Origin of the sequence: Faecalicatena contorta, assembly GCF_001404335.1 — a bacterium.
Lineage (GTDB): Bacteria > Bacillota > Clostridia > Lachnospirales > Lachnospiraceae > Faecalicatena > Faecalicatena contortus_B.
In genome coordinates this window covers 124,229-137,757 of the sequence record NZ_CYZU01000001.1, presented here as the reverse complement: position 1 = coordinate 137,757, position 13,529 = coordinate 124,229, and the positions used below count along the sequence as shown (strand labels likewise).

The window sequence follows — 13,529 nt, the reverse complement described above, 5'->3', positions numbered from 1 at the left end:
TTTCATAACTGCTTTTCATCAAATTGCTCTAACACTTTATATATTTCTTCCTTTGTTGCAAGATGCTCTGAAAATGCACTGGCACTTCCGGATGCTACTCCCATCCGAAAGGCTTTTTCATAATCGCCCGCTTCCAGCCAGCCAGCCAGGAACCCGGCGACCATAGAGTCTCCTGCCCCCACCCCATTTTTTAACTTGCCTTTTGGTGCAGGTGCATCATATATCCGGCCGTTTTCCGCTGCTAATATGGCTCCGTCTCCCGCCATGGATACAAGAACGTTACGGGCGCCCATTTGCTGCAGCAGTTTCGCATGTTTCATAATATCTTTTCTGTCATGGATATCTTTTCCGAATATTTCACCTAACTCAAAACTATTTGGCTTAATCAAAAACGGATGGTTTTCCAGGACATTTACCAACAAATCGTTGGATGCATCAACAACAATCAAGACCTTTTTATCGCTTAAACGGTTCATGATAACCTTGTAGATAGAATCCGGCACAGAATACGGCACGCTGCCTGCTAATACAAGAATGTCATTCTCGTTCAATGAGTCTAACTGTTTAAATAGTTTTTCTATGTACTCTGTAGAAATATATGGCCCCTGTCCGTTGATTTCTGTTCCTTCTATAGACTTTAACTTTATGTTAATTCTGGAAACTCCTGACGGCAGGAAAATGAAATCCTGCTGGCATCCCATCTCTATGACCCTCTTCCTGATCTCTTCACCTACAAATCCTGCGATAAATCCCAGCGCCTTGTTTTCAATTCCCAGTGACTGCAGAATCATGGAGACATTAATTCCCTTCCCTCCCGGAAGGATCATTTCTGAAGTGGTCCGATTGGTCACTCCCAGTTCAAAATTATGAACCGAAACAATATAGTCTAAAGAGGCACTTAATGTAACCGTATATATCATTCCTTCACCCCTTCCAATGAACTTAGCATCATTATACTTTCATAATCGTTCACAATCAATCTCCATTATTTACAATTTTCATATGTATTTTTCTACATTTCCGCTATTTTTGGCTGTTTTTTTAGCCAATGCATACAAATAATGACCGTTTGCGTCATTTCTTTCATTTCACTTTTCATTTCCAAATTCTTAAATACAATTTTGGGACGTAGTAAAGTTTAACTTTACCACGTCCCAAAATATTTCTTCCCTGTACCAAAATGAGTTTATAACTGTTCAGACCCGTGAACAGTCACATAAGTTTACAATTTGACCTGCATAAAGGAGCTCTAATTAGTAGTTGTTGCTCTGGCTGTTAGAATTCTTGTTGTTGTTATTCTTGTTGCTGTTAGAAGAAGAGTTGTTTGAAGAATTCTTGTTAGAATTCTTGTTCTTGCTCTGTTCATCAGAATAAGATGAATATGAATTGCTGTTTGTGTTCTTTGATGAGTTGTTTGAGTTGTTAGAGTTATTTGAGTTGTTTGTGTTACTGTAATTGTTTGACATGAGTATTCCTCCTGAGAAATTTATTTGGTACACACATATTGTTCCTGCCAAACTACTTTTTTATTCATATTTTACAAAATCGGATAAATCTTTTTATTTAATATTTTTTTTATTTTTGCTTGCTTTTTCCAGTTTTGTATATTATACTTATCAATGTAGAAAGGTTACTTTCTACAACCCCTTATTAATTATTTATACTCCCCTCAAAAGACCGATGGCTCCCCCATCGGTCTTTTACTTTTATAAGCAAAAAAACTCCCTGGCCCCAGCGCGAGAAGCCATCCATGCTTCTCGTGATGTGGCCAGGTTGCCCTGGTTTTTCTTCTATTTTACTCTACTCCGGCTTACAGACCATAACCCGTTTCCAGCCACTCCTGTCTTTCCGCATCCACAGGCGCCCCCATACCAGCCAAACCTCACCTTCGCCGCCCACTAATAAGCTGAATGATGATCAGAATAACGATGATCGGTATAAGTATCGGAGCCAGCAGCCGTACAAGACCGGTTACGATTGAAAATATAACAACAATTACCATAATGACTGCCAGAACTGCCAGCAGTTTCTTCCACCAGGTATCAAATCCAAAACCTCGCATCTTTTGTCCCCCATTCTCCTGTTGGGTGCTTCTCCCCTTCTCGAAGTCATCGTAAGTGCTTCCGCCGGCCTCATAAACTGTGGAACGGTCGGTTCCGTCCACGGCATCAATAACAGTTCTGGCCAGGATCCAGGGATCTCCCAGCATCTGAAGTACTTCTTCCTCGCTCTTTCCCTTTCTCACTTCATCCGATATATACTGATTATAAAAATCTACATTCTCCTGTACCACACTGCCGCTCAAATCGTTTTCAAGCGCCTGGCGCAGCTGCTGAAGGAATTCCATCCGTGTCATTATTGTCTATCTCCTCCTACTTATGCATGACATCTATCTGCATTTTTGTTTCAATCCGCGCTTCATGATTCATCCGCCCCCATACAGGTAATCGGATCCTCACTACCTTATCAAATAAACGCCTTTCACTTAGGATAACACAAACCTCTTTTCATTCCAAGTAGAAGAACCTTAAATTTTTCTAAGAAATTCCTAAGGGGCACTTCCCACATCCCATCCACTCTAATTAATCCGAAGGTAGTTTACAAGCTTCAGCCTTGTGAACGTATGGGGCGATCCTGTTCCCCCAAGCGAATCAATACGCTCCCCCCGTTTGGCGCCCCCTGACAAACGCCTCTCACCTTCCGATTGGATGCCCCCAGCGAAATGAAGGGATAGCCGCCAGCCTCCTAAGGGCACATATGCCGTTGTGAACTGCTAAAGCAGTCCTTAGAAATTCTTAGAAGGAGCCAGCCGCGAAAGTGGGGAGCATTTATGATTCCGAATCATAAATGCGGATGGCCCAGCGCGAGAAATCATCGGATTTCTTGTGCTGTGCCATCCCGTGCCCCACTTTCGCGGCTGGCTCCTTCTTAGAATTTCTTAGGTCTGTGTCCGCAATTCGCAACGGCATATGTGCCCTTAGGAGGCTGGCGGCTATCCCTTCATTTCGCGTCCCCTCCCCAAGATACTACGCCAATTCTTTCAGCAGCTCAGTCAGATAACTCCACATATGCGCGATTGATTCTTTTGATACTTTTTCTTTTGTGGAATGCACATCGTAAAGGTTTGGCCCCGTCGAGATAATATCCAGCCCCGGTTTTTTGTTATCCCAGTACCCGCACTCAAGCCCCGCATGGATTGCAGCCACCTCAGCTTTTTTATCAAACAATTTTTCGTACAGTGCAATTGCCTTCTCCCGAAGAGGTGACTCTTTCCTGTACTGCCAGCCCGGATAATCGTTCTCGAAGATACAGGTATCGCAGTACTCATCCGCTATAATCTGGATTTTATCCCTCAGCATATATTTCTGTGATTCCACGGAACTGCGCAGGGACATCAGCAGGGTAAGCCTTCCGTCTTCCATTGTCAGCGCCCCCATATTCATAGAAGTCTCTATAAGGCCTTCTATCGCAAAAGAATATCCTGCTACACCGTAGGGCAGAAGCATCAGGCTGTTCATAATCTTCTTTTGATACATTTCCGTATAGACAACAGCACCTTCCAGCAGACTTCCCTCATCTAATTGGAAGGAAATAGAATCCGTGTACTGAAGTTCTGCCTGGAATGTTTTTTCCGCTTCCCGTATTTTTGCTTTTACGGAATCCAGATCCTCCGGCTTTATATAGAAACATACCGCACCATTGCTGGCAATGGCGTTCGCCTTTCCGGGGGCATCCAGATCATTGATCCGTATCTGCATATCTCTGAGGGCATACAGGAGCCTTCCGAGCAGCACAATAGAATTCCCCAGCCCCATTCCGATATTGATGCCTGAATGGCCGCCCGCAAGACCCTGGAAGGCCACTTTGAGAGGCACTCTTGCCTCCTTTAGCGTTTCTGTCTCCACATCCCAGGCCATACGGCATCTCAGACCGCCTGCACAGCTAGTGTAGAATACGCCCTCCTCCTCAGAATCCAGATTAATAAACCGCGTCCCCTTCAGAGAAGAAATGTCAATCACATCAGCGCCGATCAAACCTACTTCTTCCTGTACAGTAAACACGACTTCCAGATCGGGATGCGCGATATCATCACTGTCGAGAAGAGCCAGGCAATACGCGATTGCAATGCCATTATCAGACCCAAGAGAAGTTCCGTCCGCATAAAAGTATTCGTCGTCTTCCTTCACCTCGATCCCGTCGGCGTATACATGGCCGCTGTCATTTTCCTTTACATATACCATATCCAGATGTCCCTGGAGAATCACGGGCTCCCCGGCATGGGATACTGTGGCAGGTTTCCGGATTATGATATTATAATGAGAGTCCTGTACTGCCTCCAGACCTCTCTCCCTTGCAAAATCAGCAATATAATCACTGATCGCCTTCTCATCTCCCGATGCTCTTGGTATCGAGCAGACTTTTTTAAAATAAGAAATTACTTTTTCTATGTCCATTCGCTGCGTTCCCTTCTTTTTTATATAACAGAAGGACACCCTGGCACAAGCCTGCCGGGTGTCCCCATTTACTTCAGACCTGTTTTACTTTTAGTAACCTGCCACTCCCATTTTTTTGCAGATTTCAGCAAGCTCAGGATCTACATATTTGCCGTTTTCTTCGATTGCAACTCCATCCAGAATAATGGATGGTTTGGAAACTACACCATCCGTGTGGGATGCAGCTGTCCAGTAACTTCCGCGTATCATCTTGCCCTGGCTTCCGATACCGAATTCCATGCAGCCAAAGATTCTTTCGTCTTCTACGATACGTCCCGTAGCCTTTGACACTCCCGGATTGAAACCAAGTGAATAGTGAGCCAGACGGAACATATTCGGATCGTCAAATGAGTGCAGCCATGAACTGAAACGCTCTGCGTCTTTGCCGCCTTCAATCTTTGTCACGATTCCATTTTCCAGTGTCAGCTCTACATTGTCTGACAAAATCCCCATATCTGTTGGCGGGAAGATAGCTGCGTCAAAGACCAGTTTGCCGTTGATTGTCTCTTCGATCGGGCACCAGCTGATCTGTCCGCACATCATGAACGGATATCCTTTAAATGTAGCCAGCTGGCCGGAATGGCGGACCTTTCTGCCTTCATTTCTGGCTGTAAGATAGGTTCCGTTTTCATCCTTGATGATGATTTCATTGCCCGCTTCCATCTTCGCCTTGAGCGCTTCCCCGAGTTCCACGACACGCGCCACATCCACTTTGCCGATACAGTTAACAATCATGGTTACATCCATACCAGTCAGGTTGATATAGCGGCATCCGAAATCGATTGCCTTTCTCCAGGACTCACACAGCATAATGGAGGAGTAAGATAACTCGATCCATACATCTGCCACTGCCACAGCATTGCCAAGCGGAGCAATTGGCTCTGCGTATGCATTCTCATTCGTCGGAACGTAAACAAGCACAGGATTAGCTCCTACAATATATGCTGCGTTCATAATCGCATCCAGCACTCTCTTATCCGTGGATGTATCACCCGTTACAACTACGTTCTCGCCGGGTTCAACCAGCATGACTTCTTTTACTAATTTATAAGCCGCTTTACTAACCTCATAAGATAAATACTCCGGCGCCATTTCGATTCCAATTGGATATTCCATATTATTTGTCCTCCTTTAAACTGAATACACGGGTTTTCTATTCATACTCTGCAATGCCAAGCTTTTTGCAGTATGATATACAGGTTTCTTCTTTGTATATGCCGTTCTCTTCAAGAACTTCCCCATCCAGGATGATGGTAGGCTTAGATACCACTCCGTCCGTGTGGGATGCTGCATCCCAGAATGCCCCCATCAGGCTGGCCCCCTGGCTTCCGATGCCGAATTCGATGCATCCAAAGATTCTCTCGTCTTCCACAATTCTTCCTGTGGCCTTGCGCACACCCGGGTTAAATCCGATTGAATAATGTGCCAGGCGGTACATATTCGGGTCGTTAAACGATGCCAGCCACTTCTTAAAAATCTCAGCCTGTGCACCGCCTGTAATCTCTGTCACGCGGCCTTCCTTGAATTCGAGCCTTACCGGATCTTTCAAAAGCCCAATCTCACTCGGCGGGAACAGCGCTGCGTCAAATACCAGCGTACCCTCGATCGTCTCCTCCACCGGGCACCAGCTTACCTGTCCGCCGAGCATCACAGGATAGCCCTTCTTTGTTGCGAGCTGTCCGGAATGTTTTACTTTTCTTCCCTGGTTATAAGCCTTCAGATTTGTTCCGTTTGCATCACGCACAATGATCTCGTTAGATGCCTGCACCTTCTGCGTCAGGTACTCGCCAAACTCAACCACTACATCGTATTTTACTCTACCTACAGTGTTTACCAGCATGATCGTATCCATACCGCAGAGACAGGTATACCTTGCCCCATTTGCTATAGCTTTCTGGAAGCACGGTGTATGCATAACACAATAATATGCAAACTCGATCCATACATCTGCTACAGCCACCGCATTCGCAATTGGCAGGAATGGCTCTTCAAACGCCTTGCCTGTTGTCGGGTATTTGATCATGACCGGATTGGCTCCGATGGTGTATGCTGCGCTCATCACCGCATCGACCACTCTCATATCAGTCGAAGTGTCCGCTGTAACCACGACGGATTCCCCCGCTTTTACAAGCATGACATCTTTCACAAGTTTCATGGCCGCACGCTGCACCTCATAAGACTGATACGAATCTGTCATTTCAACGCCGATTGGATATTCCATTTCCATCACTCCTTCTTTTAAATTGTTTTTTTACTCAAACATACCCTCGGTAAATTTATCCGGAGCAGTTTTTGCCTTAATTTTCATTGCCGCATAGTAAACAATACCGGTGATCAGCAGGGACTGAAGCGGCGGAATGCCGATCTTCACTACATAAGTTGTCACATAACCCACTGCCGTTCCAACCACCATAGCCAATGTGGCCATAAAGTTCCATCCAAGTTTGTCTACCCAGTTTTGTTTTCTTGCAAAGAAATCCACAAACATAACTCCTGCAATTCCCGGATACAGCAGTGCTGCCAGGCTCAGCAGGTCCTGGAAGTGCTCCAGGATTCCCCACAGAGAGAGGATAATTGATAATACGGTACCGACCAGTGTTACAGTCGCTCTTCCTTTATTAGACGTCACATTTAAAATGTTTGAAAAAGAAAGACCCATTGTATAGTTGTTCACCAGCTGGCTGGTCCATGATGCAAGCCACAGCACGATGAATCCCCATACCGGGAATCCCAGATTCTGCATGACTGCCACGATATCGGCAGTTCCGTTTCCTGCTGCCATAATAGCGCCGATAAATACAAGCGGGATGCCGATTGCAATAATTCCGAGAGGAATCAGGATGTTGTCTTTCCACTTTGGTTTTGCATATCTGGTATAGTCCGCTGCGATTACAAACTGGGAAACATTCATGCCCAGCAACATAGTAACACCTGCCGCAAAAGAAATATCCCCGCTGCCCTGATAGTTCATAATGTTGGACCAGCCCACATTCTTCAGTGCCAGATAAATACCTGCCACGCATAACAGCAATCCACAGGGTACTGCGAGATAATCCGTCCATTTCATGGAAGAATATCCGATAATAGACGGTATAGCAAACAGAAATCCAACGATAATCGTAACAATCGCCCATGCAATTCTGTTCGTTGTATAATCTATCCCCAGTATAACACAGAGTGCATTTCCTGTAACCGATGTCTGGATCGCCCACCAGCCCATGCTGATGACTCCGATTACAAGCGCTATGATGAATTTCGCCTGCTTGTCACCAAATCCCTGTCGTGCAATTACAGAAGAAGACAGCCCTGTCTTTGCTCCTATGTACCCGCTCAATGTATTGCCGCCCCAAGTAAGTATTAAAAATGTAAACAGTACAACCGGAACCATACCCTTGATTCCAAACGCCCCGATCAGCGTTGCACCAATCATCAGAATCGGAACACAGAACTCGAGTCCGCCGAATATAACCGCCGGTGTAACCCAGTTCTGCCGCTGATCCAGCGGCACAGGTGTCATCGGCTCGTCCACGATTGCTGCCTTATCTTCTTTTTTCTTGCCCATATTCTAGTATCCTCCTAAGTCCCTCATTCTTTATAGTTTGCTGTAAACTTCATACCTCTTCATATTCCTCCAGGGAATACCTTTCCTTGCCTGCTCAAGTTTTTCTTTTTCCAAAACGACCCTCGCATAAGCCTCATCAGTGGTACAAAGCCTCATCAGTGTACTCCCGTCCGGATTGGACACGGTCGAATTGCCGCAGTACTGTGCATCTCCCGATGCCCGGTTCAAAGAAACTGTATATACCTGATTCTCCGCTGCCCTCATCTTGCTGCACGTGGTAAATAAATCTTCCCACCCAACGCCCCATGCGCTCGGATAAATTATGACATCCGCATCTTCCTTCTGCGCCAGCGGTGTGGAAACCTCCGGAAATCCCTGATCCGCACAGATCAGCAGACCGATATTCCAGCCCTTGAACGGCACTGTAACAAGCTCATCCCCTTTCTCAAAAAAGTCATTTTCTGTGTCCCAGAGGTGGATCTTGCGGTATTCTCCCAGCAGTTCTCCCTTTTCATTCCAGATGCAGGCTGTATCATAATGTTTATCGCCCTCCGGCACATGGATTCCCGCCAAAATCGCAATTCCATACTCTGCTGCAAGTTCCGAAAAAAATGCTGCCTCTCTGTCAGACAATACAGCGCTTTCGAAATCATAACCACTGATGCACAGTTCCGGGAAACAGAGCAGGTCAATATCCCCGGCCGCATGGCTTTCTACAGCCTTTCTAATCTTTCTGCGGTTATCTTCAACCTTTCCCTCCAAAACTGCCATCTGCACAATCCCCAGTTTCAGCAATATCTCACTTCCTTTCCCCATCTTAAAATATTTTTTACGATGGCTTTCATTTGTATTGATATTACCACAATTTTTGTATAAAATGAAATCACATAATTTTATGACCTAATAAGTTCCGATTATATGGTTAATTACCAGAAAATTCAGAAAGGATTTATGCAAAATGTTAGATCAAAAACTGGACACATTCCTCATCCTGTGCGAGACCAGGAACTATACTCAGACGGCAAACAGGCTGAATATTACACAGCCCGCTGTCACTCAGCACATTAAATTTCTGGAAGGATATTACAAGACCAAACTTCTGTATTACGATGAAAAGCGCCTGCTCCACCTGACCGAGCATGGGAAACTGCTCCGCTCCTACGCCCAGACGATCAAATCAGACTCCCGGATTATAGAACGAAAGCTCAAAAATCAGCCCGAACAGCCTGATGAACTCAAACTTGGAACACTGACCACGACCGGGGAATCCCTTGTTCCGCATATGGTTGCCCAATACCTGAAAAAGTACCCTGACAAAAAGGTCAGCATGTATCTGGGGGAGGCGGATGCACTTCTGCAGCAGCTCAAATCGGGCCGCATTCAGTTCTGTATTATAGACACCTATTGTCCGCCTCTGGAATATGAGAGCTGCGAACTATTTGAAGCCGACACAATCTGTGTCTGTTCACCGGAGCACCCGCTTGCCGGCAAGACCGTCGATTTCAAGGATCTCAATAGTTACCGGCTGATTTTCCGAGAAAATGACACCAACTCCCACCGGAACCTGATGAAGATTCTCCATGCACACAACCAGGATATCGACAGCTTCCGTTCTTATGTTGAGATCGGCACGATCAATACTGTGCAGAAAATGGTCATGGAAAACGTTGGAATCTCTTTTATCTACCGCTTTGTCGTGCAGGAGAACCTGGAAAAAGGCCTTCTAAGCCAGATACATATACGCAACTTTTCGTCACATTCCATGTTCAACTTTGCATGGATGAAAAACAGCTTTTTTACCCCCGGAAACATGCAATTCCTGGAAGTATGCAGAGAAGTCCTGAATTCATCCATTTTTCAAAATAACGGTCAGTTTTCTTCGCCCTCCTGAAGAAAACTGACCGTTTCTTTTTCACGCCGTCTGTCTGCCGGCTATTTTTTCGCTTTTCCCAGCTGCAGGGTGGACGTAAAGAAACTATATAGGGCTGAACCTGCAATGGAACCTGCACCAAGAATGTACAGGATACTCTGTCCTTCTTCCCCCTTCATCTTAACAACGATGATTCTGAAGATCAGGGCTACGATAACCGTGATACCCGTAATTTTGGTACCAACAAGAAGACCTGTTGCAAACAGGACACCCAGCTGCTTCTTCGGACCGCCGATAAACTGGATAATCGCACCCGGTATCGCAAAGATCAGCAGCCATTTCGCAATCTCAGGACTGGAACCGGCATCAATTGTTGTTACGAAGGTACGGGAAACCGGTGCAAACATGTCCTGTTCGAAGTATGTATTAAACATCGCAAGAACAACAACAAACGCTACACAGAATGAAATAATTTCCGCGATATACTGCTGTTTTCTTCCCGCACGCTCAAACTCAGGATCCGCACCGTTTCCACGGAGAATATATCCGCACTTTAAGTCATACGCCATATCAGAGAATGCCGGTCCTGTGGCCGCCGTATAACCTGCCAGTATTCCCAGCGGAATCTTCGGAAATCCTATCATCATACCCACAAGCAGGAAGATCAGGGCCGTGGCAAATCCGGGGAACCATCCCGAATGCATCGCCGACATCCCTACGATCAATTCTGATGCGATTGCAGAGAACGCTGCGAATATTACCCAGATAATCAGTTTCGGAACAGACATCTCAGCATACATGCCAGATACCACCGCAAGACCGATCGCAACTACAACATATGCAATATAGCCTTTGGCAAGAGCCCCTCTCATATCGGCAATACTGCTTGTAAACCTGCCGGCAACGCTATTCTTGCCATCTTCCTTTTTGAACAGCATAATCCCAACCTGGATCAAAGCTACAAGGCCTGCACCGATCATGATGCCGTGAGGCACATAGTATTGGGACATATTAAACTGATTGTCGTTACTGATACCTATTACAAGAGCACCCACTCCAAATGCACCAAGCGCCCACATATCACCGATCCATGTAACGCCGAGAAGGTCGGTCGGAATTCCCAGTGCTTTTCCGACAATACCGATGCCCATACCTACAATAAGCAGCATTGCTTTTTTGCCCTTATTGACTACCGCCAGAATGGTCTCTGCAGCCGCAATTCCAGGCGGCCATGGCTCATCTGCAGGGAACATCGGAGTATCAAAGGTCTTATAAAGTATGGTTGCATCAATAATGGTTGCTAAAAGCACACCCACCAGCATAGGAACCACCAGCTGCATTTCCCCCATCAGGTATGGAATACCAATGGGAAGGATCAGGCTGTTAGCCGCAGAAAAAGTTGCACCTGAAATCGATGTCTGCACCAGGTTCTGCGCATGGATATTCTTATACTTTTTAAATATTGCAAGCGGTATCCTGGAGAGGATAATTGCAAAAAGTGCACCTACGATGGACGTATTCGTGCTGATACCGACACGTACGATCAGCTCCATCCCGATGATCGCACCCAGAACTGCAAGTATAATGTTCAGGATCAAGATCGCCGGACTTAACGCTAACGGATGCTTCTGTCCCTGTGTCCCGTTATTTTGTTCGTTCATTAAAACGCCTCCTTTGTGTTAAACTCTGTTAGTTGTAAACCTGTGTTGCTTAAATGTCTAACATTTCGCTGACGGTCCTTGCCAGAGTTGTCCTGCAGAGCAGAACAGGCTTCTTCGCGATGGATAAAACAATGCTTTTCGCCTCTTTTGTAAAACCAATACAATCCATCACAATCAGATCCGCGTCAATATCCCTTGCTTTTTCCGCAGCTTTCCGCACTTCAGCCATATCTCCATAGGGGTTTGCCGGTATGGGAGTAACTTTCTCCATGATCGGCCCCCACTGGTCATATGCCTGCTGCACCTGTTGTTCATCAGGTGTTATCACTATGATGTTGGAGTTTTTGCTCAATGCCCGAGCCAAACCATTCAAAATCTTTGCCGGATACACAAGCGGTACCTTTGCTTCAAATATGTCCGGAAAAGTTCCTGCACAAAACAGCATGATGAGAACCGCCCCCTGCTCTTCCAGCCTTGAGATGCAGGTCTGCATCCTTTCCAGTATAAAACTTTCTCCGAATTTGGCAAACGTACCATCATTTAAACGTGAAACAAGAACATAATCTGTTTCCAGAGGTGCCATAGACCGGATCTGTTCCTTTGTCAGCCCGTCCAGTGCACCTGCCTGCAGCAATTCCACCCCCTCGCCGAATATCGGCAGGATATCAGGTGTTACATCCACCCTAGGTGATTGCCCGATTGTAACCGCTCCAATCTTCATCAACCCACCTCCTTTTTCTTTACATCCTCCTTCCCTCAGACACCATAGCAATTATTATACAAAAAGGGACTTATCCTATGTTTGTAAGATAAGCCTCCTTGCTGTATGCTCTTATGTAGTTAGTACCTTGATTTTATCACATAAAAATACTAAAATGAAATTAGATTATTTTATACCCCGATAAGTTAAGATTATAGAGCTTCTTGATATACCGCCCAGAAAGGACTTTCACTATGTTAGATTTAAAACTTGATACCTTTCTTGTCCTTTGCGAGACAAGAAATTATACACAGACAGCAAACGTACTAAACATTACACAGCCCGCAGTGTCCCAGCACATAAAGCATCTGGAAACGCATTATCAGGCCAAACTGCTTTATTACGATGAAAAGCGCCGCCTGCACCTCACAGAACACGGAAAACTTTTGCGCGCCTTTGCGCAGACGGTCAAATCCGATTCTCAGCAGATCGCCGACCGCCTGAAGGCAGAGCCGCAGGAACCGCAAGAGATCAAAATCGGCACGATTACGACAACAGGGGAATCCCTGGTTCCTCACATGGTAGCCGAATATCTCAAACGCTTTCCCAATAAAAAAGTCAGCATGTATCTCGGCGAAGCCGATGCACTGCTGACACAGCTGCAGAGCGGACGTATCCACTTCTGCTTTACGGATATCTACTGCCCCCCAGACGAATATGAAAGCGCAGAGCTCTTTGAGTCAGAGACAATCTGCGTCTGTTCCCCCAGGCATCCCCTTGCCGGAAAAACGGTGCAGTTCGAAGAACTCAACAAATACCGACTGGTATTCCGTGAAAATGACACCTACTCCCACCGCAACCTGATCAAAATTCTGCATGCGCATAACCAGGACATCAATACCTTCCGCTCCTATGTGGAGATCGGAACCATCAATGCTGTCAAAAAACTGATCATGGAGGACATTGGAATCTCATTTATCTACCGTTTTGTCGTACAGGATGATATCGATGCCGGGCGGCTCAGCCAGATACATATTCATAATTTTTCATCCTTCCATCTCTTCAACTTCGCCTGGATGAAAAACAGTTTTTTTGCCCCCAGCAGCCGGCAGTTCCTCGCCGTCTGTCAGGAAAACATGGATCATCTCAAGGGCGGTGTTTCCCCGGTCAGACACACAGCGGAAGGGCCGGAACCGGGGAGCGCCGCAAGAGAGCCCTCCCGTTGACTGCCGCACCTCTCCGG

The 13,529-nt window shown here is 46.0% G+C and carries 11 protein-coding genes; 2 read left to right on the top strand and 9 right to left on the bottom strand.

Going from position 1 to position 13,529, the window contains the following annotated elements; translation table 11 throughout:
- Positions 1-2 precede the first annotated feature (2 nt).
- The 7 genes from pfkB to ARB69_RS00660 form a co-directional block, all read right to left on the bottom strand.
- Positions 3-920: a 1-phosphofructokinase gene (pfkB, locus tag ARB69_RS00690; protein ID WP_050641768.1), complete on the bottom strand. Its 918-nt coding sequence runs from the start codon at positions 918-920 to the stop codon at positions 3-5.
- A 962-nt stretch (positions 921-1,882) separates the two neighbouring features.
- Complete coding sequence (locus ARB69_RS00685) at positions 1,883-2,356, bottom strand: DUF1700 domain-containing protein (RefSeq protein ID WP_050641769.1); 474 nt, start codon at positions 2,354-2,356, stop codon at positions 1,883-1,885.
- A 670-nt stretch (positions 2,357-3,026) separates the two neighbouring features.
- A complete protein-coding gene (gene pepD, locus ARB69_RS00680) occupies positions 3,027-4,454 on the bottom strand; it encodes a beta-Ala-His dipeptidase (protein ID WP_055149953.1) in 1,428 nt (475 codons plus the stop codon).
- Between the two features lie 90 nt (positions 4,455-4,544).
- The gene (locus ARB69_RS00675) at positions 4,545-5,609 is read right to left on the bottom strand and encodes a hypothetical protein (protein ID WP_050641771.1); all 1,065 of its coding nucleotides are present in this window, start codon (positions 5,607-5,609) and stop codon (positions 4,545-4,547) included.
- A gap of 37 nt (positions 5,610-5,646) precedes the next feature.
- Positions 5,647-6,714, bottom strand: coding sequence for an aminopeptidase (locus tag ARB69_RS00670; RefSeq protein ID WP_050641772.1), 1,068 nt, complete (start codon positions 6,712-6,714; stop codon positions 5,647-5,649).
- Positions 6,715-6,744: 30 nt separating this feature from the next.
- Positions 6,745-8,055 (bottom strand): cytosine permease, encoded by a 1,311-nt coding sequence (locus tag ARB69_RS00665; RefSeq protein WP_050641773.1) that lies wholly within the window; start codon positions 8,053-8,055, stop codon positions 6,745-6,747.
- A 30-nt stretch (positions 8,056-8,085) separates the two neighbouring features.
- Positions 8,086-8,871, bottom strand: coding sequence for a carbon-nitrogen hydrolase family protein (locus ARB69_RS00660; protein ID WP_055149950.1), 786 nt, complete (start codon positions 8,869-8,871; stop codon positions 8,086-8,088).
- 142 nt (positions 8,872-9,013) lie between these two features.
- On the opposite strand from ARB69_RS00660, the gene ARB69_RS00655 reads away from it, so the two are divergent.
- Positions 9,014-9,946: a LysR family transcriptional regulator gene (locus ARB69_RS00655; protein WP_055149947.1), complete on the top strand. Its 933-nt coding sequence runs from the start codon at positions 9,014-9,016 to the stop codon at positions 9,944-9,946.
- Positions 9,947-9,987: 41 nt separating this feature from the next.
- On the opposite strand, the gene ARB69_RS00650 is transcribed toward ARB69_RS00655, so the two are convergent.
- Together ARB69_RS00650 and ARB69_RS00645 are read right to left on the bottom strand one after the other, a co-directional pair.
- Positions 9,988-11,586, bottom strand: a complete 1,599-nt coding sequence (locus ARB69_RS00650) for an OPT/YSL family transporter (RefSeq protein WP_055149943.1) — start codon at positions 11,584-11,586, stop codon at positions 9,988-9,990.
- 49 nt (positions 11,587-11,635) lie between these two features.
- Positions 11,636-12,307, bottom strand: coding sequence for an AroM family protein (locus ARB69_RS00645; protein ID WP_055149941.1), 672 nt, complete (start codon positions 12,305-12,307; stop codon positions 11,636-11,638).
- 233 nt (positions 12,308-12,540) lie between these two features.
- Here ARB69_RS00645 and ARB69_RS00640 point away from each other — a divergent pair, with 233 nt between their 5' ends.
- Positions 12,541-13,512: a LysR family transcriptional regulator gene (locus tag ARB69_RS00640; protein WP_055149938.1), complete on the top strand. Its 972-nt coding sequence runs from the start codon at positions 12,541-12,543 to the stop codon at positions 13,510-13,512.
- Positions 13,513-13,529 lie beyond the last annotated feature (17 nt).